Raw genomic sequence first — 23,150 nt, 5'->3', positions numbered from 1 at the left:
TGCAGGTACAGGGTATGAAGTTGATCAAATTGATTGCGTTCGCAGGGGTGATGTCGATATCCCTGAATGCGCTGGCTGAAGGTGGAGGTGACAGGACGTTCGAGAAAATGCTCGATGCCAACACCAAGGCCATGCAGCAGTACGCCGCCAGCCGGGGCAAGCCGGTACCGGTGGTGCGCGACTATGAATACGGGATGGAACTGGATGTGGTGAAAGTGGTGAGCGTTGTACGGCCTGCGGTGGCGTGTGCTGTGGTGCCGGCGGCGATGACTTATGAGGACTCCCGGGGGCAACTTAATACGATCAAGTACAGCGTGGCGGGAGACTGTCGCAAGCGCGGCGGCTGACACCGAATTTTTGCAGGAGTGTTATTCAGAATGGAATGCGCGAAAAAAAGGCGCCCCGAAGGACGCCAAAAGATTCACCTCTTACCAAAGGAGCCAGGAGCTTCTAAAGGTGAATGGGTATGAACAGCGAAGTCAGAGAACGGCCAACGGATACTCGACAATCACCCGGACTTCATTCAGGTCCGATTCGAACGCCGTGGCGCGGGTAGTGGCCTGACGCAGGCGCAGCGACAGATCTTTCAATGAGCCGCTCTGCACGACGTATTTGACTTCGACGTCGCGCTCCCAGCGCTTCTGATCGGTCAATGGGTTGCCATCGGCATCGCGGCGCATGTACACCGAGTTGGCGTTGGAATAGTCGGCATCGCTGCCACGGGCGTAACGGGTCATGAACGACAGTCCCGGAGTGCCATAGGTGGTCATGTCGAGGTCGTAGCGCGCCATCCAGGAACGCTCTTTGGGCGAGTTGAAGTCGCTGTACTGGATGGAGTTGTCGAGGAAGATCGAATCGGACAGGCGCAGATAGTCGAAGTCATCATTGCCATTGTTTTGCTGGTGCGACAGCGCGACGGAGTGGGCGCCCAGTTTTACCCCGACCCGGCCGCTCCAGATGTTGTTGTCGAATTCGCCGAGCAGTTGCTTGCCTTCATCGACAGCCTTGTAATAGGTCAAGCCGCCGAACAACGCTAGATCATTGGCAAGCGGGTAAGTCCAAGTAGTGCCTGCGTAATACTGATTCCAGGCATCCTTGAGGCGACTGGAGTACAGGCTGAAGCTGAGGTTTTTGTTCAGCTCGTAGTCGCCACCGAAGTAGGCGATCCAGGGTGAATCGACCGGGCCGCCATAATAGGTCTCGAAATTCTCGTTCATATCACTGGAATCCGGTTGGCTCATCGCGTGCAGGCGACCGCTCTGTATCGACAATCCATCGATACTGTTGTTGCTCGCCAGGACACCCTGAAAGCTTTGCGGCAACAGCCTGGAATCACCCGACGCGACGACCGGGGCGGTGGGGAACACATCACCGATCTTTATTTCCGTATCAAAGGCGCGCACTTTGGCGGCGCCACCCACCTTGGTGTATTCGTCCTGCGCCTGCCCCTCATTATTGACGGGCATAACGTTGCCACCGTTGCGACCGTCGCCGGTATCGAGCTTCATGCCGATCATCGCAAATGCATCGACACCCACCCCGAAAGTGCCTTGGGTATAACCGGATTCGAACTTTGTGATAATCGCGTGCGCCCAGGTTTCGGAATATCCATTACCGGTTGAGGCGGACTGGCCTTTGCGGTAATCACGATTGAAGTAGAAGTTGCGGTTGAGCACCGTCAAGCTGCTGCCCTCGATAAAACCCTCGGCTTCATCTTGCGCAAAGACCATGGACGGCCCGGAGCCGATAAGCACCGCTAATGCGGCTATCGACAATTTTGTTCTGTTAACCATCAAACACTCCTTGGGTTCGGCAGAGAGCATGCGTGCCCGGGCGTGAGCTTTATTGTTCGGCGGGAGGCTTGGCACCGCCCACCGGGTCGCCGGGTGACATCGTTGCAATCGGTGGATAACGCCAAGGTGATGAGGGGATTACAATTTCGTCATGTGAGTGGGCGAACTCAGAGGGCAGGGCGGTAACAAATCCCCCAAACGCAAAAACGGCACCCGAAGGTGCCGTTTTGGATGTTTACGCAGTTCCGGAATCGGCAAGTCTCAAATCCATCGGAGCGAGGGGCTAAACCAAAATGGCCAAGGAGGTGTATTGGGTCAATATCGGATCTGCGGTGAGCAACTTCATCGGTTCCGTCATGGCGGTTGCCACAATGAGCCGGTCGAACGGGTCGCGATGATGTGACTCCAGATCTTTCACCGCAATGGCGTGTTCCGCTGAAACAGGCAATTCAATGAATCCGCTTTCAACGCAGTATTGCCGGATTTCCTCCAGATCAACGCTCAGCTTGCCCAGACCTGTCTTGATCGCCATTTCCCAGAAAGAAGCGGTGCTGACATAAACTTCAGCGGCGTTATTAATGAGTTGTCGGGCTTTGCCAGATAATCTCTGATCGTCGGCGAGTGCCCAGAGTAGAACATGGGTATCGAGCAAAATCCTCATGGTTGCTGCCCTTCGAAGGCCTCCAGCAAATCGTCCGGCAGGGCGGTATCGAAGTCGTCGGAAAGGACGAGCTTGCCTTTCATCGCACCAATTCGTTGTCCGCGTGGTCGCTCCACGGGAACCAGTCGGGCAAGTGGCCGGCCGTGTTTGGCGATCGTGATGATTTGGCCGGCGGCAGCGTCATCGACGAGTTTGGACAGATTGTTTTTAGCTTCGGCCAACGGAACGATGATCATGGCTTCTCTCCTGAATTCTGGACAAATATAGCCAAAATTCATGGCGCCGACAAAGGCAAGCTGCTGATAAGTCAAATCGTCATGTGTCGAGTTGGGTGAGTAATCAATCCTGCTGTCACGCAACGTAAAGACTTCCCGTTTCATGTAATGCTCCGAATGGCTTTTCACGCACCATAGCGAACGGTAGCGATGATCGGCAGTCAGCTATTCCATACTGTCTCTCAAGCATTTTCTTAAAATGGGTAGGGAAAAAAGCTAAAAAAATCACAGCCTGCGGCAACTCCTACAGGATAACCACCACCCCGGCGTAGGAGCTGCCGCAGGCCGCGATCTTTTGATCTTTGATCCCAAACGCAAAAACGGCACCCGAAGGTGCCGTTTCTGTTTGTTACCGAAGTCGCTTAAGCGATCAACCCGCCAGGCCCGATTGCTGAACCAGGGTCAGCAGCGGTTGTGGGTAGACGCCGAGGAAGAACGCGACCAGGGCGATAGCCAGCAGCATCACGCCGCCTGCTTTCTGTTCCCAGTGCAGTTGCGCATCGTGGCGACGCAGGTTCGGTTCGATCAGGAACAGGGTGACCATCACACGCAGGTAGTAGAACACGCCGATGGCGCTGCCCAGTACCAGCGAACCGACCAGCCACCATTGATGCGATTCGACACCGGTGGCGATGATGTAGAACTTGCCGATGAAGCCCGCGGTCAGCGGGATACCGGCCAGGGACAGCATCATCACGGTCAGCACGGCGGTCAGGTACGGACGGCGCCAGAACAGGCCGCGGTATTCGTACAGGGCATCCGCGTCACGGCCGTTGTACGGCGAGGACATCAGGGTGATCACGCCGAAGGCGCCGAGGCTGGTGATCACGTAGGTGACCAGGTACACGCCGATGGCTTCCACGGCCAGACCCTTGCTCGCCACCAGGGCGATCAGCAGGTAACCGAAGTGGGCGATGGACGAGTAACCCAGCAGACGCTTGAGGTTGCTCTGGGTCAGCGCCAGCAGGTTACCGAACAGGATCGACGCGATGGCGATGATGGTCAGCACGTCGCTGAGTACGCCGCTGCTCGCCGCTGGCGAGATCTGGAACAGACGCACCATCACGGCGAACACGGCCACTTTGGATGCGGTTGCCAGGAACGCTGCGACCGGCGCCGGAGCACCCTCGTAAACGTCCGGCGTCCAGAGGTGGAACGGCACCAGCGACAGCTTGAACGCCAGACCGATCAGCATCATGCCCAGGCCCAATTGAGCCAGCGAGCTTGGCAGACCGGTAGCCGCCAGCGCCTGACCGATGCCGACGAAGCTCAGGGAGCCGGAGTCTGCGTACAGCAGCGCCATACCGAACAACAGGAACGCGGAACCTGCCGCCGACAGCACCATGTACTTGATACCGGCTTCCAGCGAACGCTTGTTGAAGAAGGCGTAAGCCACCAGACCGTAGACCGGCACCGACAACAGTTCCAGACCGATGAACAACCCGGCCAGGTGCTGCGCGCTGACCAGAACCAGGCCACCGGCGGCGGCCATCAGGATCAGCAGGTACAGTTCTTCACGGTTGCCCGGGTAACCCGAGCCTCCATCGCCGAGGTAGGCGTGGGCGAGGGTCACACAGGCGAGGGTGGCGACCAGGATCAGCGCCATGTACAGGCAAGCGAAAGTGTCGATCTGCAGCAATGGCGTCACGGCCAGGGGCGCGACTTTCAGGGCCGGCAGGATCGACAGCAAAGCCAGGTTCAGACCCGCCACCGACAGCAGGAAGGTCTGGGAGTGGTTGCGGCGCCAGGCGATCGCCAGCATCACCACGATGATCGTGGCGCTGGTGATCAACAACGGCGCAAGCGCGATAAAGTGTTGAGTCGTGAATTCCATAGCGCTCTTACCGGGCCGAAGCGAGTTGAGTGAAGGCGGTGCCGAGCCACTGCTGCACGCCATGCATCGTCGCGGCAGAGGTATCGAGGAACGGTTGTGGGTACACGCCGATGTAGATCAGCAGTGCAGCCAGACCGACCACCATGATCAGTTCGCGACCGTCCATGCCATGCAGCACCGCGTCCGATTTGGACGGGCCGAAGTAGGCACGGTGAATCATGATCAGCGAGTAGACCGAACCGAACACCAGGCCGGACGTCGCGATGATGGTGACCAACGGCGCAGCAGGGAAGGTGCCGATCAGGATCAGGAACTCACCGACGAAGTTACCGGTGCCCGGCAAGCCCAGCGACGCGGCTGCGAAGAACAGGCTCAGGGCCGGCAGGTAAGCGATCTTCGACCACAGGCCACCCATTTCACGCATGTCGCGGGTGTGGGTGCGTTCGTACAGCTGGCCACTCAGGATAAAGAGTGCGGCTGCCGACAGACCGTGCGCCAGCATCTGCATCACTGCACCTTGCAGTGCCAGTTGGCTGCCGGAATAGATGCCGATCAGTACGAAGCCCATGTGGGAAACGGACGAGAAGGCAATCAGACGCTTGATGTCGGTTTGCGCGAACGCCAGGAACGCACCGTAGAAGATCCCGATCAGACCCAGGGTCATGGCAATCGGCGCGAACTCGGCCGAAGCGTTCGGGAACAGTGGCAGGGCGAAACGCAGCAGGCCGTAGGCCGCGGTCTTCAGCAAGATACCGGCGAGGTCGACGGAACCTGCGGTCGGCGCCTGGGCGTGAGCGTCAGGCAACCAGGAGTGGAACGGTACGACTGGCAGCTTGACCGCGAAGGCGATGAAGAAGCCGAGCATCAGGATGTACTCGGTGGTCATCGACATCTTGGTTTTCAACAGGTCGGCGTAGTTGAAGGTAATCACGCCGGTGTTGTTGAAGTTGACCAGTACCAGGCCCAGGATCGCCACCAGCATGATCAGGCCGGAAGCCTGAGTGAAGATGAAGAACTTGGTTGCCGCGTAGATCCGGGTTTTCTTGCCGTCCGAAGAACTGTGACCCCAGAGCGCGATGAGGAAATACATCGGCACCAGCATCATTTCCCAGAAGAAGAAGAACATGAACAGGTCGAGGGCGAGGAACACGCCGACGACACCGCCCAGGATCCACATCAGGTTCAGGTGGAAGAAGCCAACGTGACGCTGAATTTCTTTCCACGAGCAGAGTACCGACAGGACACCCAGCAGACCGGTCAGCAGGATCATCAGCAGCGACAGGCCGTCGAGGGCCAGGTGCACGCTGATGCCGAAACGCTGGATCCAGACATGCTTGAACTCAAGCACCCAGGTCGGATCGGCGCCAGGCGCCGGAGCAAATGAATAGTCGCCCTGGGCCCACAGCCAGAGGCCGAGTGCGAGTTCCAGGGACATGGTCAACAGCGCAATCCAGCGCGGGAGGGTAGAGCCGAAGCGCTCACCCATCCAGCACAGCAGGCCGCCGATGAAGGGAATCAGGATTAGCCAAGGCAGAATCATGACGGGCTCGTTTCCTTTCGCAAATTCGCAAGGTTCATATCAGACCGCTACCAGCACGACGGCGCCAATGACCAGCACGGCACCCGCAGCCATCGAGGCGGCATACCAACGCAGTTGACCGGTCTCGGTACGGCTCAGGGCGGTGTGACCGCCTTTGGCCATGCGCGGGATCAAACCGATGGTCTGATCGAGCGGGTCATTGCGCAGGATGTGGCTGATCGCCAGGTAAGGTTTGACGAACAGTTTGTCGTAGATCCAGTCGAAGCCCCAGGCAGCGAACCACCAGGCCGAGAGGAAACGGCCGATGCCGCTGTTGGCGATGGCGGTGACGAAGCGACGCTTGCCGAGGAACAGCAGCGCGGCCAGCAGGATACCGGCCAGGGCGATGGCGCCCGAGGCGATTTCCAGACTGTGCTTGGCTTCGCCGCCGGCATGGCCGACGCTTTGCGGCAGCACGCCGTGCAGCGGTGGAACGATCATCGCGCCGATGAAGGTCGACAATACGATCAGCACCGACAGCGGCAGCCAGTGGGCGATGCCGTGACCGGCGTGGGCTTCGGTCTTCGCTTCACCATGGAACGCGATGAAGATCAGGCGGAAGGTGTACAGCGAGGTCATGAACGCGCCGACCAGACCTGCGTAGAGCAGACCGTTGTTGCCGCTGGCGAACGCTTCCCAGAGGATTTCGTCCTTGGAGTAGAAGCCTGCGGTGACCAGTGGCAGGGCCGCCAGGGCCGCGCCGCCGACGATGAAGCTGGCGTAGGCCAGTGGCAGCTTCTTCCACAGACCGCCCATCTTGAAGATGTTCTGCTCGTGGTGGCAGGCAACGATCACCGCACCGGAAGCAAGGAACAGCAGCGCCTTGAAGAAGGCGTGGGTCATCAGGTGGAAGATCGCGCCGTCCCAGGCACCAACGCCCAGGGCCAGGAACATGTAGCCGATCTGGCTCATGGTCGAATAGGCGAGGATGCGCTTGATGTCGGTCTGAACCAGGGCAGCGAAGCCCGCCAGAACCAGGGTCACGCCGCCAACGATGCCCACCAGGTGCAGGATTTCCGGCGCCAGGGTGAACAGGCCGTGGGTACGGGCGATCAGGTAGACACCGGCGGTCACCATGGTTGCGGCGTGGATCAGTGCCGAAACCGGGGTAGGACCAGCCATCGCATCCGCCAGCCAGGTTTGCAGCGGCAGTTGTGCGGATTTACCGACAGCACCACCGAGCAGCATCAGGGTGGCCATGACCATCCAGAAGTCGCCGGCCTGGAATTTCTGCGGTGCCAGCACCAGCAGTTCCTGAACGTTCAGCGTGCCCAGCTGGGCAAACAGAATGAACAGGCCGATGGCCATGAACACGTCACCGATACGGGTCACGATGAAGGCTTTGAGTGCCGCGTTACCGTTGTTGCGGTTGCTGTAGTAGAAACCGATCAACAGGTACGAGCACAGGCCCACGCCTTCCCAACCGAAGTACAGGAACAACAGGTTATCGCCCAGGACCAGGAACAGCATGCTGGCGATAAACAGGTTGGTGTACGCGAAGAAACGCGAGTAACCGTCTTCACCGCGCATGTACCAGGACGCGAACAGGTGGATCAGGAAGCCGACGCCGACAACCACGCCGAGCATGGTCACGGAAAGGCCGTCCAGATACAGCGCGAAGTTCGGCGTGAAGCCTTCCACCGCCATCCACTGCCACAACACCTGGGTGTAGTGACCGCCTTCCGGCGGGGCGACGTTGAATTGCCAGATCACGTAGGCGGTGACGATCGCCGACAGACCGATGGAACCCACGCCGATCAGTGCGGCCAGGTTTTCCGAGATGCGTCCCCGAGAGAACGACAGCAGCAGGAAACCAATGAGAGGGAATACGAAAGTCAGAAAGAGTAGGTTCATCCGCGCATCTCACTGGCAGCGTCGATATCGAGCGTGTGGAAGCGGCGATACAGTTGCAGCAGGATCGCCAGGCCAATACTGGCCTCGGCGGCTGCCAGGCTGATCACCAGGATGAACATGATCTGTCCATCCGGCTGCGCCCAGCGGCTACCGGCCACGATGAACGCGAGTGCAGAGGCGTTCATCATCACTTCAAGACTCATCAGCACGAAGAGGATGTTGCGGCGGACCATCAGGCCGACCAGACCGAGGCAGAACAGGATGCCGGCGACCGCCAGACCATGCTCCATAGGGATAGCAGGCATCGTCATTGCTCCTTGGCTTCGTTGCGGCCCAAGTGGAACGCCGTGACGGCTGCAGCGAGCAGCAGCATCGAGGCGAGTTCGACCACCAGCAGGTAAGGACCGAACAGGCTGATGCCCACGGCCTTGGCGTCTACGGTGGTGTGGCCGATGGCTTCACCGGTCTGGTGGGAGAACAGCACATACAGCAGTTCTACCAGCAGCAGCGCAGCGAGCAGGACCGGGCCACCCCAGATACCGGGCTTGAGCCAGACGCGCTCTTGCTGAACCGAGGCCGGGCCAAGGTTCAGCATCATCACCACGAACACGAACAGCACCATGATGGCGCCAGCGTAGGCGATCACTTCCAGGACACCGGCAAACGGTGCGCCGAGGGCGAAGAACGTCATGGCCACGGCGATCAGCGAAATGATCAGGTAGAGCAGGGCGTGCACAGGGTTGGTGTTGGTGATCACGCGAAGCGTGGACACCACAGCGATACCCGATGCGAAATAGAAAGCGAATTCCATCTTTCTTCCTTAAGGCAGCAAGCTCTTCACGTTGATCGGTTCGGCTTCATTTTGCGCGGAGCCTTTCGGCTTCCCGGCAATCGCCATACCTGCAACACGATAGAAGTTGTAATCAGGGTTTTTGCCGGGGCCGGAGATCAGCAGATCTTCTTTCTCGTAAACCAGGTCCTGACGTTTGAACTCGGCCATTTCGAAATCCGGCGTGAGCTGGATCGCGGTGGTCGGGCAGGCTTCCTCGCAGAGGCCGCAAAAGATGCAGCGCGAGAAGTTGATGCGGAAGAAGTCCGGGTACCAGCGACCGTCTTCGGTTTCAGCTTTCTGCAGCGAGATGCAACCGACCGGGCACGCCACGGCGCACAGGTTGCACGCTACACAGCGCTCTTCACCGTCGGGGTCGCGGGTCAGGACGATACGCCCACGGTAGCGCGGCGGCAGGTAGACCGCTTCTTCCGGGTACTGCAGCGTGTCGCGCTTGCGGAAGGCGTGGCCGAAAATCATCACCAGGCTGCGAAGCTGGGTGTAGAAGCCATGCACGATGTCAAATATGTACTTCATGATTCTCTATCCTCACTGAGCCGCGACGGCGGGCGTGTTGAGCAACACGATCGCAGCGGTCACCAGCATGTTGACGAGGGTCAGCGGCAAGCAGAACTTCCAGCTGAAATCCATCACTTGGTCATACCGTGGGCGCGGAATCGAGGCGCGCAACAGAATGAAGATCATGATGAAGAACGCGGTTTTCAGAGCGAACCAGATGAACGGGATCTGCGGCAGGATGCCGAACGGACCGTGCCAGCCACCGAAGAACAAGGTCACCAGCAGCGCCGAGATCAGCACGATACCGATGTACTCGCCGACGAAGAACATGCCCCATTTCATGCCGGCGTATTCAATGTGGTAACCGTCGGCCAGTTCCTGTTCCGCTTCCGGCTGGTCGAACGGGTGACGGTGAGTCACGGCGACGCCAGCGATGAAGAAGGTCAGGAAACCGAAGATCTGCGGAATGATGAACCACAGGTTCTGCGCTTGGTATTCAACGATGTCGCGCATGTTGAACGAGCCGACCTGGATCACGATGCCCATCAGCGACAAGCCCATGAACACTTCGTACGACACGGTTTGTGCCGAGGCCCGCAAGCTGCCCAGCAGGGCGAACTTGTTGTTGCTCGACCAACCGGCGAACAGCACCGCGTAGACCGACAGGCCAGCCATGGCGAAGAAGAACAGGATGCCGATGTTGATGTCCGCCACGCCCCAGGTCGGGGTGATCGGGATGATCGCGAAGGCAATCAGCAGGGCGCTCATGGCGACTACCGGTGCCAGGGTGAAGATCATCTTGTCGGCGAATGGAGGCGTCCAGTCTTCCTTGAAGAACATCTTGATCATGTCGGCGGCGATCTGGAACGCGCCGAACGGACCCACGCGGTTCGGACCGTAACGGTCCTGCCAGAGGGCGAGCAAGCGACGCTCGACCCAGCTGAGCAGGGCGCCGCAGACCACCACGGCGAGCAGAATCACCACGGCCTTGAGGACCGCGATGATCACGTCGATCACTTCAGGAGTGAACCAGGTCATTGAGCTGCCTCCTGCAGACCGTCAACGGATTTACCGAAAATCGCTGGCGGAATGCCGGCGATGCCCGCAGGCAGTGCGACCAGACCGGCGCCCAGCTCTTCGTTGATGCGCAGCGGCAGACGCAGGGTCTGGCCAGCCACGTTCAGGCTCAGCATGGCACCGTCGTTGACGCCCAGACGGTCGGCTTCGGACTTGGCCAGTGCAACATAAGCCGCCGGAATGCGTTCCTGAACCGGAGCGGCTTTCGAAGAGTTCTCTTCGCTGCCGAACAGGTGGAAGAACGGTACAACCTGCCAGGTACCTGGAGCAGGGTTGAACGCGCGCGGAACACTGGAGAACCAGTTCAGCGAATCACCAGCGCTTTCGATCAGGCGAGTGCCCGGGTCGCCAGCGCGGATGTGACCGCCGACTTCGTCCTGGAACTTGTTCCAGGCTTGCGGCGAGTTCCAGCCCGGAGACCAGGCGAATGGCACTTGCTGACGCGGTTCGGCCGAGCCCGAGTAACCTTCCATCGAGAAGGCAAACGCGGTGTCCTTGTCCTGCGGGGTACGCGGTTCGTGCACGCTGATGTCGGCGCGCATGGCGGTACGACCGGAGTAACGCAGCGGTTCGCGGGCCAGTTTCATGCCCTTGATGCGGAACGCGGCGGACGGTGCGGCATCGACAATGCGATTGAGGATCGAAGTGCTCGAAGCAACGGCGGCGGTGGCGTGGTCCAGCTGGGTCCAGTCAATCGGCTGGTTCAGCAGGGTGGCGCGCAGGGCATGCAGCCAGCGCCAGCCTTCGTGAACAAGGATGCTGGCATCCATGTACTTCGGATCGAAAACCTGGAAGAAGCGCTGGGCGCGACCCTCCTGGCTGACCAGAGTACCGTCGCCCTCGGCGAAGCTGGCGGCTGGCAGAACCAGATGCGCGCGATCGCTGGTGGCAGTCTTCTGATGGTCGGCGACGATCAGCACTTTGGCAGCGGCCAGGGCAGCATCGACCTTGGCTTTATCGGTGCGGGTGTACAGATCGTTTTCCAGCACGACAATGGCGTCGGCACGGCCAGAGATCACGGCTTGCAGCGCGGCATCGACCGATTCACCACCGAGCATGGCCAGGCCGAGGCTGTTGGCCTCCGGCACGATCAGGCTGATGGAACCGTTCTTCTCGCGCAGCTTCAAGGCTTTGGCGATGTTCGCGGCGGCTTCGATCAGGGCTTTGGAGCCCAGGGAAGTACCGGCGATGATCAGCGGGCGCTTGGCCGCGAGCAGGGCGTCGGCGATGCGCTTGGCCAGTTCGAGGGCTTCGGCGTCCAGGCCTTCAACGGCCGGTGCGCTGGCGTCGAGGGCGTGAGCCACGGCGAAACCGATGCGGGCCAGGTCGTCTGGAGCGGCGTGAACGCACTCTTCGGCGATGTCGTCGAGCTTGGTTTCAGCCAGGCTGGCGATGAACAGCGGGTTCATCGCGTGCTGACCGATGTTCTTCACCGCGGCGTCGAGCCAAGGCTGAACGCGCATAGCGTCGGCCATGTCTTCAGCTTTGCCTTTGACCGATTGACGCAGGGACAGGGCCATGCGCGCAGCAGTCTGGGTCAGGTCTTCACCGAGGACGAACACGGCGTCGTGGTCTTCGATGTCGCGCATGTTCGGCACTGGCAGCGGGCTGTCTTTGAGCACTTGCAGGACCAGTCGGATGCGCTCCAGTTCGGACGCTTCGATACCGGAGTAGAAGTGCTCGGCACCGACCAGCTCGCGCAACGCGTGGTTGCTTTCGAGGCTGGCGCGAGGCGAACCGATACCGACGATGTTGCGACCGCGCAGCAGGTCGGCGGCTTTATCCAGCGCTTCGTCGAGGCTCAGCTTGGCGCCGTTGGCCAGCAATGGCTGACGTGGGCGGTCTTCGCGGTTGACGTAGCCATAGCCGAAACGGCCACGGTCGCACAGGAAGTACTGGTTCACCGAACCGTTGAAACGGTTTTCGATGCGACGCAGTTCGCCGTAACGCTCGCCCGGGGAGATGTTGCAACCGCTTGAGCAGCCATGGCAGATGCTCGGCGAGAACTGCATGTCCCACTTGCGGTTGTAACGCTCGGAGTGAGTCTTGTCGGTGAACACACCGGTCGGGCAGACCTCGGTGAGGTTGCCGGAGAACTCGCTTTCCAGGGTGCCGTCTTCAACGCGACCGAAGTACACGTTGTCGTGGGCGCCGTACACACCGAGGTCGGTGCCGCCAGCGTAGTCTTTATAGAAGCGCACGCAGCGGTAGCAAGCGATGCAGCGGTTCATCTCGTGGGAAATGAACGGGCCCAGTTGCTGGTTCTGGTGGGTACGCTTGGTGAAGCGGTAACGGCGCTCATTGTGGCCGGTCATTACCGTCATGTCTTGCAGGTGGCAGTGACCGCCTTCTTCACAGACCGGGCAGTCGTGAGGGTGGTTGGTCATCAACCATTCAACAACACTGGCGCGGAAGGCCTTGGACTCTTCATCTTCGATGGAGATCCAGGTGCCGTCGGTGGCAGGCGTCATGCAGGACATCACGATACGACCACGGGTGTCGTTCTCGTCGGTGTACTGCTTGACTGCGCACTGGCGGCAAGCGCCAACGCTGCCTAGGGCAGGGTGCCAGCAGAAATAAGGAATATCGAGGCCTAGCGACAGACATGCCTGTAACAGGTTGTCTGCCCCATCGACTTCGAGCTCTTTGCCGTCTACGTGGATAGTGGCCATGGTTCAAAGTTCTTCGTTGGCCCGGTGTCAGCGGGCGTGGCTAATGGAATCTTGTTATCCGCGTGAATCAACACAGCCGTTAAAGGCGTCATCACACGAAAAGCGAAGGGCACGGACCCTTCGCCTTTTTTAAGCGTTTACGCGCCGACTACGATCGGCCTTGCCAGAGGCGGGACGGCGGCGCTGACAGGCGCGATACCGGCTTCGAACTCTGGACGGAAGTATTTGATTGCGCTGCCCAACGGCTCCACGGCGCCCGGTGCGTGAGCACAGAACGTCTTGCCTGGGCCGAGGAAGCCGACCAGACCCAGCAGGGTCTCGATGTCGCCTGGCTGGCCTTCGCCATTCTCGATGGCCATCAGCAGCTTGACGCTCCATGGCAAGCCATCGCGGCACGGGGTGCAGAAGCCACAGGATTCGCGGGCGAAGAACTGCTCCATGTTGCGCAGCAGGGACACCATGTTGACGCTGTCGTCCACCGCCATGGCCAGGCCGGTACCCATACGGGTGCCCACTTTGGCGATGCCGCCGGCGTACATTTGTGCGTCCAGGTGTTCCGGCAACAGGAAGCCGGTACCGGCGCCGCCAGGCTGCCAGCACTTGAGCTTGTAACCGTCGCGCATGCCGCCAGCGTAGTCTTCGAACAGCTCGCGACCGGTGACGCCGAACGGCAGTTCCCACAGGCCCGGGTTCTTGACCTTGCCGGAGAAGCCCATGAGCTTGGTGCCCATGTCTTCGCTGCCTTCACGGGCCAACGATTTGTACCAGTCCACGCCGTCGGCAATGATTGCCGGCACGTTGCACAGGGTTTCAACGTTGTTCACGCAAGTCGGCTTGCCCCACACGCCAACGGCGGCAGGGAAGGGCGGCTTGGAGCGCGGGTTGGCACGGCGGCCTTCGAGGGAGTTGATCAGCGCGGTTTCTTCACCGCAGATGTAACGCCCGGCACCGGTGTGGACGAACAGCTCGAAATCGAAGCCACTGCCCAGGATGTTCTTGCCCAGCAGGCCTGCTGCCTTGGCTTCTTCCACGGCACGGTTCAGGTGCTTGGCGGCGGTGGTGTATTCGCCACGCAGGAAGATGTAGCCACGGTAGGTTTTCAGTGCGCGGGCACTGATCAGCATGCCTTCGATCAGCAGATGGGGCAGTTGCTCCATCAGCATGCGGTCTTTCCAGGTGTTCGGCTCCATTTCATCCGCGTTGCACAGCAGGTAGCGGATGTTGATGGATTCGTCCTTGGGCATCAGGCCCCACTTCACTCCCGTGGGGAAGCCTGCACCGCCGCGACCCTTGAGGCCGGCGTCTTTCACGGTCTGGACGATGTCGTCCTGAGCCATGTCGGCGAAAGCCTTGCGCGCAGCGGCGTAACCGTTCTTGGCCTGGTACTCGTCGAGCCATACGGCTTCGCCGTCGTCACGCAGACGCCAGGTCAGCGGATGAGTCTCGGCCGAACGCTTGATGCGGTTGGCCGGACCGAAAGAAGTCAGGGTCATACGTAGCCCTCGAGCAATTTGGCAACGCCTGCTGGCTGCACATCACCGAACGTGTCGTCGTCGATCATCAACGCCGGCGCCTTGTCGCAGTTGCCGAGGCAGCAGACCGGCAGCAGGGTGAAACGACCGTCGGCGGTGGTTTGACCCAGGCCGATGCCGAGCTTGCTCTGGATTTCGCTGACCACGGACTCGTGGCCGCCGATGTAGCAGACCATGCTGTCGCAGACGCGAATGATGTGACGGCCGACCGGCTGACGGAAGATCTGGCTATAGAAAGTCGCAACGCCTTCAACGTCGCTCGCCGGGATGCCGAGGATCTCGCCGATGGCGTACAGAGCGCCGTCCGGTACCCAGCCACGTTCCTTCTGGACGATCTTCAAGGCTTCGATCGACGCCGCGCGCGGGTCTTCGTAGTGATGCAGCTCGTGCTCGATGGCCGAGCGCTCGGTTTCACTCAAGGTGAAACGGTCTGTCTGGATAAGCGTGCTGTTCATGCTTAGCGGTCCACGTCGGCCATAACGAAATCGATACTACCCAGGTACGCAATCAAGTCCGCGACCATGCTGCCTTTGATCACCGAAGGGATCTGCTGCAGGTGCGGGAAGCTTGGGGTACGAATCCGGGTGCGGTAGCTCATGGTGCCGCCATCGCTCGTCAGGTAATAACTGTTGATGCCCTTGGTCGCTTCGATCATCTGGAAGGATTCGTTGGCCGGCATTACCGGGCCCCACGAAACTTGCAGGAAGTGCGTGATCAAGGTTTCGATGTGCTGCAGGGTGCGCTCTTTCGGCGGCGGCGTGGTCAGCGGGTGATCCGCCTTGTACGGGCCTTCCGGCATGTTGCGCATGCACTGCTCGATGATCTTGATGCTCTGGCGCATCTCCTCGACGCGCACGATGCAGCGGTCGTAGGCATCGCCATTGGCGGCCAGCGGCACTTCGAATTCGAAGTTCTCGTAGCCCGAGTACGGACGCGCTTTACGCAGGTCGAAATCGCAACCGGTCGAACGCAGGCCTGCACCGGTGACGCCCCATTCCAGGGCCTCTTTGGTGTTGTAGGCGGCGACGCCGATGGTCCGGCCACGCAGGATGCTGTTGTCCAGTGCGGCTTTCTGGTATTCGTCCAGACGCTTTGGCATCCATTCGACGAAGTCTTTAACCAGTTTTTCCCAGCCGCGCGGCAGGTCGTGGGCGACACCACCGATGCGGTACCAGGCCGGGTGCAGGCGGAAACCGGTAATGGCTTCGATCACCGTGTACGCCTTCTGGCGGTCGGTGAAGGTGAAGAACACCGGAGTCATGGCGCCGACGTCCTGGATGTAGGTACCCAGGAACAGCAGGTGGCTGGTGATCCGGAAGAACTCGGCCATCATGATGCGGATGACGTCGACCTTCTCGGGCACCTTGATGCCGGCCAGCTTCTCGACCGAGAGCACGTACGGCAGGTTGTTCATCACGCCGCCGAGGTAGTCGATACGGTCGGTGTACGGGATGAAGCTGTGCCAGGACTGACGCTCGGCCATTTTCTCGGCACCACGGTGGTGGTAACCGACATCCGGCACGCAGTCGACGATCTCTTCACCGTCCAGCTGCAGGATGATGCGGAATGCACCGTGCGCCGAAGGGTGGTTCGGGCCGAGGTTGAGGAACATGTAGTCCTCGTTCGGGCCGGAGCGCTTCATGCCCCAGTCTTCAGGCTTGAAGCGCGCGGCTTCTTCCTCAAGCTGTTGCTTGGCCAGCGTCAGGCTGAACGGATCGAACTCGGTGGCACGGGCCGGGAAGTCCTTGCGCAGCGGGTGACCTTCCCAGGTCGGTGGCATCATGATGCGCGTCAGGTGCGGGTGGCCTTTGAAGTCGATGCCGTACATGTCCCAGACTTCGCGCTCGTACCAGTTGGCGTTCGGCCAGATGCTGGTAACGGTTGGCAAGCTGAGATCGCTTTCGGACAGCGCGACCTTGATCATGACGTCGCTGTTACGCTCGATCGACATCAAGTGGTAGAACACGGAGAAGTCGGCGCCGCTTGGCAGCCCTTGACGCTTGGTGCGCAGACGCTCGTCCACGCCGTGCAGGTCATAGAGCATGACGTACGGCTTGGGCAGGTTGCGCAGGAAAGTCAGGACTTCGACGAGTTTGGCGCGGGCAACCCAAAGCACCGGCATGCCGGTGCGGGTAGCCTGGGCGGTGAACGCCTCCGGGCCAAAACGGTTGTTCAGTTCGACGACCACATCCTGGTCGTCTGCCTTGTAAGGCGGGATGTACAGAGCACTGCCTGTAGTCATGGTTATTTATCGCTTTCGGTCAACGTAAAGAATGAAGCCAGGTTCTCGTTCTATTAAAGAAGCAGATCTGGATCAGACTTCGTCGGGGCTGCGCAGGTTGGTGACTGCGATTCGCTGTTCGCGGCGCTTTTCCTTCTCGGAAGGCATCTCGGCGCGGTATACGCCTTGATCACCAACGACCCAGGAAAGCGGACGACGCTCCTGTCCAATCGACTCTTGCAACAGCATCAGGCCTTGCAGGAAAGCTTCAGGACGAGGCGGGCAGCCAGGCACGTAGACGTCCACGGGCAGGAACTTGTCCACCCCTTGAACGACCGAGTAGATGTCGTACATGCCACCGGAGTTGGCGCACGAACCCATGGAGATAACCCACTTGGGCTCGAGCATTTGCTCGTAGAGACGCTGAATGATCGGCGCCATCTTGATGAAGCAGGTACCGGCGATAACCATGAAATCCGCCTGGCGCGGCGATGCCCGGATAACCTCGGCGCCAAAGCGCGCGATGTCGTGGGGCGCCGTGAAGGCGGTGGTCATTTCCACGTAGCAGCAAGAAAGACCGAAGTTATACGGCCACAGGGAGTTCTTGCGCCCCCAGTTGATCGTGCCGTTAAGCACGTCTTCGAGCTTGCCCATGAAAATGTTTTTGTGGACTTGATCTTCTAACGGATCGGAAACGGTTTCCCGTTCGCCGATCGGATACTGCTCGTTAGGAGCATCGGGGTCGATCCTGGTGAGATTGTATTGCATTGCCAAAGCCTCATTGTTTCAGCTTCGCTTGCCGCTTGCGCCGAGCTTCCGGAGCCCAGTCAAGGGCGCCCACTCGGAATAGGTAGACAAGGCCTGCCAACAGAATTGCTATGAAAACGAGAGCTTCGACGAATCCGGTCCAGCCGCTTTCGCGGACGGACACAGACCATGCAAAGAGAAAAAGGGCTTCGATATCGAAGATCACGAAGAGCATCGCGACCAGATAGAATTTGGCTGAGAGCCGCAAGCGGGCGCCACCTGTAGGTAGCATGCCGGACTCGAACGGTTCGTTTTTGCTGCGGCCCCAGGCTTTTGACCCAAGGAGGCTGGAGACGCCCAGCATGAAGGCGCAAAGGCCGACGACGCCTAGAAGGAAAATGGCAAAGCCCCAGTTGTGGGCCATGAGTCCTGTCGCTTCGGGCATGCTGGTAATCCTTAACAGAGAGCAAAGGTCTCTGAGCTTGAAAAAGTAACAACGCAGTGACGATATGTCGCAGCAATCAATCCCGCTGATTTTATGGCTAAACACCCGGCAAGTAAAATTCCTATAGCGAAATTTATTATAGGAATAAGGACATAGCGCACTGGAAACCCCCCACAGGCCTTGCCCCTTGGGCATTAGCCGGCATTTCGTGAATTATGTTTTGTTGGGAATGTAACGAACATCGTTTGCGCTAAATGATAATCAATATTGTTTGGCGTGGTTTTTAAAGTGTTTATCCGGCAAGTGCGCAGGAAGTTGCCTTATATGCGCGTTACTGCAAGTAGAGGCGGTGAGCGTCTTAGTGGATTTTTCTGACAGTCGCAGCGCTCTGGATCAAAGATTTCGACCAGGCAGTGATCGTGATTGTGACGCATAACCCGTAGGAGCTGGCTTGCCAGCGAAGGCGTCCGTTCATTCAGTGCATGGCTTTCGGGCCTCTTCGCTGGCAAGCCAGCTCCTACAAGGGACGGTGAAATCCCAGGCAAAAAAACGCCCCGAACCAGTCGAGGCGTCAGATTTTCAGCGTTGCGGTTTCTAATCGGTCCGCAGCGGCCGTTTACTCAAGCGAAGCAGATCAGTGGAACTGTTCTTCTTCAGTCGAACCGGTCAGTGCGGTTACCGAAGACGAGCCACCCTGGATCACGGTGGTCATGTCGTCGAAGTAGCCGGTGCCCACTTCCTGCTGGTGAGCCACGAAGGTGTAGCCCTTCGAAGCGTCAGCGAATTCCTGCTCTTGCAGCTTCACGTAGGCAGTCATGTCGTTGCGGGCGTAGTCGTGCGCCAGGTTGAACATGCTGTGCCACATGTTGTGAATGCCGGCCAGGGTGATGAACTGGTGCTTGTAGCCCATGGCGGACAGTTCGCGCTGGAACTTGGCGATGGTCGCGTCGTCCAGGTTTTTCTTCCAATTGAAGGAAGGCGAGCAGTTGTACGACAGCAGTTGGTCCGGGTATTCCTTTTTGATCGCTTCAGCGAAGCGACGAGCCTCGTCCAGGTCTGGCTTGGCAGTTTCGCACCAGATCAGGTCGGCGTACGGAGCGTAAGCCAGGCCACGGGCGATTGCCTGGTCCAGGCCGGCGCGTACTTTGTAGAAGCCTTCCTGGGTGCGTTCGCCAGTCACGAATGGCTGGTCGTACGGGTCGCAGTCCGACGTCAACAGGTCGGCGGCGTTAGCGTCGGTACGAGCCAGGATGATGGTCGGAGTACCGGCAACGTCAGCAGCCAGACGGGCAGCGGTCAGCTTCTGTACAGCTTCCTGGGTAGGAACCAGTACCTTGCCGCCCATGTGGCCGCATTTTTTCACGGAAGCCAGTTGGTCTTCGAAGTGAACGCCGGCGGCGCCAGCTTCGATCATGCTCTTCATCAGCTCGTAAGCGTTCAGTACGCCGCCGAAACCGGCTTCAGCGTCAGCAACGATTGGAGCGAAGTAGTCGATGTAGCCGTCATCGCCCGGGTTCTTGCCGGCTTTCCACTGGATCTGGTCGGCACGACGGAACGAGTTGTTGATGCGCTTGACCACGGTTGGAACCGAGTCCACCGGGTACAGCGACTGGTCCGGGTACATCGATTCGGCGGAGTTGTTGTCCGCAGCAACTTGCCAGCCCGACAGGTAGATCGCCTGAATACCAGCTTTGACTTGTTGTACAGCCTGGCCGCCGGTCAGGGCGCCCATGCAGTTGACGAAATCTTTCTCTGGACGGAAGGCTGGCTTGGCACCCTGGGTGACCAGGTTCCACAGCTTCTCGGCGCCCATTTTTGCAAAGGTGTGCTCAGGTTGAACCGAGCCACGCAGACGGACGACGTCAGCAGCGGAGTAAGTGCGTGTCACGCCTTTCCAGCGCGGGTTTTCAGCCCAGTCTTTTTCGAGGGCTGCAATTTGCTGTTCGCGTGTCAGTGCCATGGAGATAAACCTCGTCGCGTCTTTTATGAAAAGTTGTACTGCGGTGGAAAATTCCTGCGCTCGCTGACCAGAAGCTTAGTGGGTCAGGTCGGGTCCGGCGGGGAGGGCGACGGGATGAACGATGGGCTCGAGGGGAAGTGAGCAGGTAAAGGCGAACTGCGGGCGCATTCGGGCGTCGTGGGCCTTGGTACGAACATCAGTGTGGTGCCGGGTTACCTATTACGCTTCCGTCCCTCGGGACAACTTCGTTCCAGTCGACAACCTCGTCAAACACACCTTGTGGGCGGTACAGACACGAAGCGGTTCGCGGGGGGTAGATGCGAACATCGCCTCGAAGGCCCTTGCCAGGGCCTCTGATTAGCGGGAGCGAGGCCATCATGCCTTTGCTTTTTTGGCTCGTCAAACGTTTTGTAGTGCTTTTTTTCAGGCACTACATCTTTGGTCTAATACGACTCCTCAGTCAGTTTTTGGTGCTTTAGTCCAGGGTGTCGACTTTCACCCGCAGTGTCATGTCGTCGCGGCTTTGGGTCGAGTAGCTGCGGGCTGTGCCTTGTTTGTCGGCCTGTGTCTGGCCATTCACCCCGGCCAGCAGGATCCACTCGCCAAGGCGACCGGTGACGGTTGTGTCGGTACTTTGCACGTTCACTACATCGGGACGTTCCTGGCTCATGCGGTCACGGTTGGTGCTGATCGACAGGTGAACGATGTCGCCGGTGACGTTGGCGGTGACGTAGAAGCCTTGAGTGACGTTGCGGTATTCAGTCTGGCTGCGCAGATCGCCGTAGGAGTCGGACTGCGAGCTGGTCAGCGGCACGCTCTGGCCGACCTGGATCAGTGCGGGGGTGCCTTCACTGGCCTGCACTTGCTGAGTGCTGCCGTCACGACTATCGGTGCTGTAACTGATGATGCGGGTCTGGTTTGGCTTGGCGCCGTTCACCGAGTAACCCTGATCACCCTGAGCGTTGCTGTCGCTGGTGTCGACCGTGATCAGCAGGCGTTTGGGTGCGGTGTCGAGTTGCGAGATCAGGGTTTTAAGTTCGTCGATCTTGCGTTGATCAGCGTTGACAATGAGTTGATTGCCGTAGGCGCTGACCTGCCCGTCCTTGCCGATGAAATCCTGCGCCACCGGCAGCAGGTCGGCGCTGGTGCGGTTGTTCAGGGGCACGATTTCAGTGGCTGCCATGACCGAAAAACTGCAGGTCACCAACAGGGTGGTGAGCAGGGTGCGTAGGGACATATCCGTTATCTCCGACTTTGTGGTGTGTGTAGGAGCGAGCTTGCTCGCGATGGGCGTGAACGATATCGCGCGTTGTCTGGAAAGAATGCGGCGCCCTCAAGTTCATCGCGAGCAAGCTCACTCCTACAGGTGTTGATAGTGCCAGTTTGTCGGCCGTGGGTGGGTTTAGTTGAATGGTAGACAGCAAAACGCCCCGGCATCCGGAGATGGCGGGGCGTTTTGTGGTGTTTGCATGCAGCTTTTGTGGCGAGGGAGCAAGCTCCCTCGCCACAAGGTCTTAAGCAGAATGGCGAACCATGTCTACGTGCGGAATCCCTGCTTCCAGGAACTCTTCACTGACCATGTGAAAACCCAGGCGCTCATAGAACGCCGTGGCTTGAACCTGAGCGCTCAGCATCTGCTGCTTCAGTCCGCGCTCTTCGGCTTCACTGATTACCGCGTGCATCAGTGCATCGCCAACCTTCAAGCCGCGCCAGTCCTTGAGCACCGATACCCGGCCGATGTGACCGTCGGGCAGCAGGCGGGCGGTGCCAATCGGAAAGTCGCCTTCGTAGGCGAGGAAATGCACTGCATCAATGTCGTCAGCGTCCCATTCCAGTTCTGGTGGTACGGACTGCTCGGCGACGAACACCGTCTCACGAATGCGCCGGATCTCGGCGTTGTCCTTTTGCCAGTCTGCGACACGTACGTGAATCTTATTCATCGGCAAACCCCAGGCTTCCTTGCTTGACCAGTTCGCACAACAGGCCGCGGCCGTCTTCGTCGCTCAGCCAATCGCCAAGGTTGTCGGTGTGCAGTGCGTCGGCGGCGCAGATCATCTTCAGCAGCTCGCGCAGTTTGCCCGGCAGATAACGGCTCTGGCCGCTGGCGAACAGCAGCAGGTCGTCATCAACTTCCGACCAGGCCAGGCGTGCGCTCGGGTTGCGGATCAGCACCGCACCTTCTTCCAGTGCACTGAGGACGTCTTCTTCTGCGACGTCTTCCGGACCGGCCACCAGCTCCGGATAGCGCGGCTCGGTCATGAACTGGCCGAACCAGGTCAGCAGCAGGCGTTCGTCGCTCATGTGTTCGGCCAGCAGGCTTTTCAGGCGATCGAGGGCGTCATGCTGGATCTGGTGCGGATCGGCCACAGGCTGGGCGTCGGCGTCGGTGTAACGCTCTTCGTCCGGCAGGAACTGGCTGAGGAAGTCGGTGAAGTGGGTCAGTACTTCAGCGGCGCTCGGTGCACGGAAGCCGACGGAGTAGGTCAGGCAGTCGTCGACGGCTACGCCGCAGTGAGCCAAGCGTGGCGGCAGATACAGCATGTCGCCCGGTTCCAGTACCCACTCATCGGTGGCTTCGAATTCGGCGAGGATGCGCAAGTCCGCGTGTTGCAGCAGCGGGCTTTCGGAGTCGCACATCTGGCCGATCTTCCAGTTGCGCTTGCCGTGGCCTTGCAGCAGGAATACGTCGTAGTTGTCGAAGTGTGGACCGACACTGCCACCCGGGGCGGCGAAGCTGATCATCACGTCGTCGATGCGCCAGCTCGGCAGGAAGCGGAAATTTTCCAGCAGTTCACTGACTTCCGGCACGAACTGGTCAACGGCTTGAACCAGCAAGGTCCAGTCACGTTCCGGCAGCTTGCTGAATTCATCTTCGGCGAACGGGCCGCGACGCAGTTCCCATGGGCGCTCGCCATTCTCGATGATCAGGCGCGATTCGACTTCTTCTTCCAGCGCCAGGCCGGCCAATTCGTCGGCGTCGATCGGGCTTTCGAAATCAGGAATGGCCTGGCGGATCAGCAGCGGTTTTTTCTGCCAGTAGTCGCGCAGGAACTCGCGTGCCGTGATGCCGCCCAGAAGTTGCAGAGGAATGTCAGGATTCATGTGTAACCTATTGAAAAAAAGCACTTTCCATACGGGAATAAAAACGCCCG

The 23,150-nt window shown here is 59.5% G+C and carries 21 protein-coding genes; 1 reads left to right on the top strand and 20 read right to left on the bottom strand.

The features are described 5' to 3' along the window. Window positions 1-14: 14 nt before the first annotated feature. Window positions 15-347, top strand: a complete 333-nt coding sequence (locus CKW15_RS03665) for a DUF2790 domain-containing protein (protein ID WP_095151661.1) — start codon at window positions 15-17, stop codon at window positions 345-347. A gap of 132 nt (window positions 348-479) precedes the next feature. Here CKW15_RS03665 and CKW15_RS03660 read toward each other — a convergent pair whose 3' ends face one another. The 20 genes from CKW15_RS03660 to CKW15_RS03565 all read right to left on the bottom strand — a co-directional run bounded on the left by CKW15_RS03660 (window position 480) and on the right by CKW15_RS03565 (window position 23,100). Further along, window positions 480-1,793, bottom strand: a complete 1,314-nt coding sequence (locus CKW15_RS03660) for an OprD family porin (protein WP_095151614.1) — start codon at window positions 1,791-1,793, stop codon at window positions 480-482. A gap of 283 nt (window positions 1,794-2,076) precedes the next feature. Beyond that, on the bottom strand, window positions 2,077-2,454 hold the full coding sequence (locus tag CKW15_RS03655; RefSeq protein ID WP_095059550.1) for a type II toxin-antitoxin system VapC family toxin: 378 nt from the start codon (window positions 2,452-2,454) through the stop codon (window positions 2,077-2,079). Continuing rightward, window positions 2,451-2,732, bottom strand: a complete 282-nt coding sequence (locus CKW15_RS03650; RefSeq protein WP_256583076.1) for a type II toxin-antitoxin system Phd/YefM family antitoxin — start codon at window positions 2,730-2,732, stop codon at window positions 2,451-2,453. Before CKW15_RS03650 ends, CKW15_RS03655 begins: the two co-directional genes overlap by 4 nt. 367 nt (window positions 2,733-3,099) lie before the next feature. Next, the gene (nuoN, locus tag CKW15_RS03645) at window positions 3,100-4,563 is read right to left on the bottom strand and encodes an NADH-quinone oxidoreductase subunit NuoN (RefSeq protein WP_095059548.1); all 1,464 of its coding nucleotides are present in this window, start codon (window positions 4,561-4,563) and stop codon (window positions 3,100-3,102) included. A gap of 7 nt (window positions 4,564-4,570) precedes the next feature. Beyond that, complete coding sequence (gene nuoM / locus CKW15_RS03640) at window positions 4,571-6,103, bottom strand: NADH-quinone oxidoreductase subunit M (RefSeq protein ID WP_095059547.1); 1,533 nt, start codon at window positions 6,101-6,103, stop codon at window positions 4,571-4,573. A 39-nt stretch (window positions 6,104-6,142) separates the two neighbouring features. Further along, window positions 6,143-7,996 (bottom strand): NADH-quinone oxidoreductase subunit L, encoded by a 1,854-nt coding sequence (nuoL, locus tag CKW15_RS03635; RefSeq protein WP_095059546.1) that lies wholly within the window; start codon window positions 7,994-7,996, stop codon window positions 6,143-6,145. Then, window positions 7,993-8,301: an NADH-quinone oxidoreductase subunit NuoK gene (gene nuoK / locus CKW15_RS03630; RefSeq protein ID WP_007946416.1), complete on the bottom strand. Its 309-nt coding sequence runs from the start codon at window positions 8,299-8,301 to the stop codon at window positions 7,993-7,995. Before nuoK ends, nuoL begins: the two co-directional genes overlap by 4 nt. A gap of 2 nt (window positions 8,302-8,303) precedes the next feature. Then, window positions 8,304-8,807: an NADH-quinone oxidoreductase subunit J gene (nuoJ, locus tag CKW15_RS03625; protein WP_053161453.1), complete on the bottom strand. Its 504-nt coding sequence runs from the start codon at window positions 8,805-8,807 to the stop codon at window positions 8,304-8,306. A gap of 9 nt (window positions 8,808-8,816) precedes the next feature. Further along, window positions 8,817-9,362: an NADH-quinone oxidoreductase subunit NuoI gene (nuoI, locus tag CKW15_RS03620; protein WP_177330210.1), complete on the bottom strand. Its 546-nt coding sequence runs from the start codon at window positions 9,360-9,362 to the stop codon at window positions 8,817-8,819. Window positions 9,363-9,374: 12 nt separating this feature from the next. Continuing rightward, on the bottom strand, window positions 9,375-10,382 hold the full coding sequence (gene nuoH, locus CKW15_RS03615) for an NADH-quinone oxidoreductase subunit NuoH (RefSeq protein WP_053161451.1): 1,008 nt from the start codon (window positions 10,380-10,382) through the stop codon (window positions 9,375-9,377). Next, entirely contained in the window at window positions 10,379-13,093 is a 2,715-nt protein-coding gene (gene nuoG, locus CKW15_RS03610; protein ID WP_095151613.1) for an NADH-quinone oxidoreductase subunit NuoG, read from the bottom strand. Before nuoG ends, nuoH begins: the two co-directional genes overlap by 4 nt. A gap of 137 nt (window positions 13,094-13,230) precedes the next feature. Then, a complete protein-coding gene (nuoF, locus tag CKW15_RS03605) occupies window positions 13,231-14,586 on the bottom strand; it encodes an NADH-quinone oxidoreductase subunit NuoF (RefSeq protein WP_095059544.1) in 1,356 nt (451 codons plus the stop codon). Continuing rightward, the gene (nuoE, locus tag CKW15_RS03600; RefSeq protein ID WP_008020715.1) at window positions 14,583-15,080 is read right to left on the bottom strand and encodes an NADH-quinone oxidoreductase subunit NuoE; all 498 of its coding nucleotides are present in this window, start codon (window positions 15,078-15,080) and stop codon (window positions 14,583-14,585) included. Before nuoE ends, nuoF begins: the two co-directional genes overlap by 4 nt. Before the next feature lie 2 nt (window positions 15,081-15,082). Next, window positions 15,083-16,867: an NADH-quinone oxidoreductase subunit C/D gene (nuoC, locus tag CKW15_RS03595; RefSeq protein WP_095059543.1), complete on the bottom strand. Its 1,785-nt coding sequence runs from the start codon at window positions 16,865-16,867 to the stop codon at window positions 15,083-15,085. 72 nt (window positions 16,868-16,939) lie between these two features. After that, on the bottom strand, window positions 16,940-17,614 hold the full coding sequence (locus CKW15_RS03590) for an NADH-quinone oxidoreductase subunit B family protein (RefSeq protein WP_007946424.1): 675 nt from the start codon (window positions 17,612-17,614) through the stop codon (window positions 16,940-16,942). A 10-nt stretch (window positions 17,615-17,624) separates the two neighbouring features. Further along, window positions 17,625-18,038, bottom strand: a complete 414-nt coding sequence (locus tag CKW15_RS03585; protein WP_003223812.1) for an NADH-quinone oxidoreductase subunit A — start codon at window positions 18,036-18,038, stop codon at window positions 17,625-17,627. A 634-nt stretch (window positions 18,039-18,672) separates the two neighbouring features. Next, window positions 18,673-19,998 carry an isocitrate lyase gene (gene aceA / locus CKW15_RS03580; protein ID WP_034146910.1) on the bottom strand — a complete coding sequence of 442 codons (1,326 nt, stop codon included), beginning with the start codon at window positions 19,996-19,998 and terminating at the stop codon, window positions 18,673-18,675. A gap of 475 nt (window positions 19,999-20,473) precedes the next feature. Beyond that, on the bottom strand, window positions 20,474-21,235 hold the full coding sequence (locus CKW15_RS03575; protein WP_095151612.1) for a secretin N-terminal domain-containing protein: 762 nt from the start codon (window positions 21,233-21,235) through the stop codon (window positions 20,474-20,476). 277 nt (window positions 21,236-21,512) lie between these two features. Then, window positions 21,513-21,938 carry a GNAT family N-acetyltransferase gene (locus tag CKW15_RS03570; RefSeq protein ID WP_095059541.1) on the bottom strand — a complete coding sequence of 142 codons (426 nt, stop codon included), beginning with the start codon at window positions 21,936-21,938 and terminating at the stop codon, window positions 21,513-21,515. Next, window positions 21,931-23,100, bottom strand: a complete 1,170-nt coding sequence (locus CKW15_RS03565; RefSeq protein ID WP_095059540.1) for a cupin domain-containing protein — start codon at window positions 23,098-23,100, stop codon at window positions 21,931-21,933. Before CKW15_RS03565 ends, CKW15_RS03570 begins: the two co-directional genes overlap by 8 nt. Between the last annotated feature and the right edge of the window lie 50 nt (window positions 23,101-23,150).

The organism is Pseudomonas sp. Irchel s3b5 (assembly GCF_900187435.1).
GTDB lineage: Bacteria > Pseudomonadota > Gammaproteobacteria > Pseudomonadales > Pseudomonadaceae > Aquipseudomonas.
This window is presented reverse-complemented; position numbering and strand designations above follow the sequence as displayed.

Excerpts from the sequence above, each read along its gene's own strand:
- CKW15_RS03565 (WP_095059540.1), bottom strand. The coding sequence starts at position 23,100 with ATGAATCCTGACATTCCTCTGCAACTTCTGGGCGGCATCACGGCACGC.
- CKW15_RS03585 (WP_003223812.1), bottom strand. The coding sequence starts at position 18,038 with ATGCCCGAAGCGACAGGACTCATGGCCCACAACTGGGGCTTTGCCATT.
- CKW15_RS03655 (WP_095059550.1), bottom strand. The coding sequence starts at position 2,454 with ATGAGGATTTTGCTCGATACCCATGTTCTACTCTGGGCACTCGCCGAC.
- nuoK (WP_007946416.1), bottom strand. The coding sequence starts at position 8,301 with ATGCCTGCTATCCCTATGGAGCATGGTCTGGCGGTCGCCGGCATCCTG.
- CKW15_RS03575 (WP_095151612.1), bottom strand. The coding sequence starts at position 21,235 with ATGTCCCTACGCACCCTGCTCACCACCCTGTTGGTGACCTGCAGTTTT.
- CKW15_RS03590 (WP_007946424.1), bottom strand. The coding sequence starts at position 17,614 with ATGCAATACAATCTCACCAGGATCGACCCCGATGCTCCTAACGAGCAG.
- nuoI (WP_177330210.1), bottom strand. The coding sequence starts at position 9,362 with ATGAAGTACATATTTGACATCGTGCATGGCTTCTACACCCAGCTTCGC.
- aceA (WP_034146910.1), bottom strand. The coding sequence starts at position 19,998 with ATGGCACTGACACGCGAACAGCAAATTGCAGCCCTCGAAAAAGACTGG.
- nuoM (WP_095059547.1), bottom strand. The coding sequence starts at position 6,103 with ATGATTCTGCCTTGGCTAATCCTGATTCCCTTCATCGGCGGCCTGCTG.
- CKW15_RS03660 (WP_095151614.1), bottom strand. The coding sequence starts at position 1,793 with ATGGTTAACAGAACAAAATTGTCGATAGCCGCATTAGCGGTGCTTATC.
- nuoJ (WP_053161453.1), bottom strand. The coding sequence starts at position 8,807 with ATGGAATTCGCTTTCTATTTCGCATCGGGTATCGCTGTGGTGTCCACG.
- nuoE (WP_008020715.1), bottom strand. The coding sequence starts at position 15,080 with ATGAACAGCACGCTTATCCAGACAGACCGTTTCACCTTGAGTGAAACC.
- nuoN (WP_095059548.1), bottom strand. The coding sequence starts at position 4,563 with ATGGAATTCACGACTCAACACTTTATCGCGCTTGCGCCGTTGTTGATC.
- CKW15_RS03570 (WP_095059541.1), bottom strand. The coding sequence starts at position 21,938 with ATGAATAAGATTCACGTACGTGTCGCAGACTGGCAAAAGGACAACGCC.
- CKW15_RS03650 (WP_256583076.1), bottom strand. The coding sequence starts at position 2,732 with ATGAATTTTGGCTATATTTGTCCAGAATTCAGGAGAGAAGCCATGATC.
- nuoH (WP_053161451.1), bottom strand. The coding sequence starts at position 10,382 with ATGACCTGGTTCACTCCTGAAGTGATCGACGTGATCATCGCGGTCCTC.
- nuoC (WP_095059543.1), bottom strand. The coding sequence starts at position 16,867 with ATGACTACAGGCAGTGCTCTGTACATCCCGCCTTACAAGGCAGACGAC.
- CKW15_RS03665 (WP_095151661.1), top strand. The coding sequence starts at position 15 with ATGAAGTTGATCAAATTGATTGCGTTCGCAGGGGTGATGTCGATATCC.
- nuoF (WP_095059544.1), bottom strand. The coding sequence starts at position 14,586 with ATGACCCTGACTTCTTTCGGTCCGGCCAACCGCATCAAGCGTTCGGCC.
- nuoG (WP_095151613.1), bottom strand. The coding sequence starts at position 13,093 with ATGGCCACTATCCACGTAGACGGCAAAGAGCTCGAAGTCGATGGGGCA.
- nuoL (WP_095059546.1), bottom strand. The coding sequence starts at position 7,996 with ATGAACCTACTCTTTCTGACTTTCGTATTCCCTCTCATTGGTTTCCTG.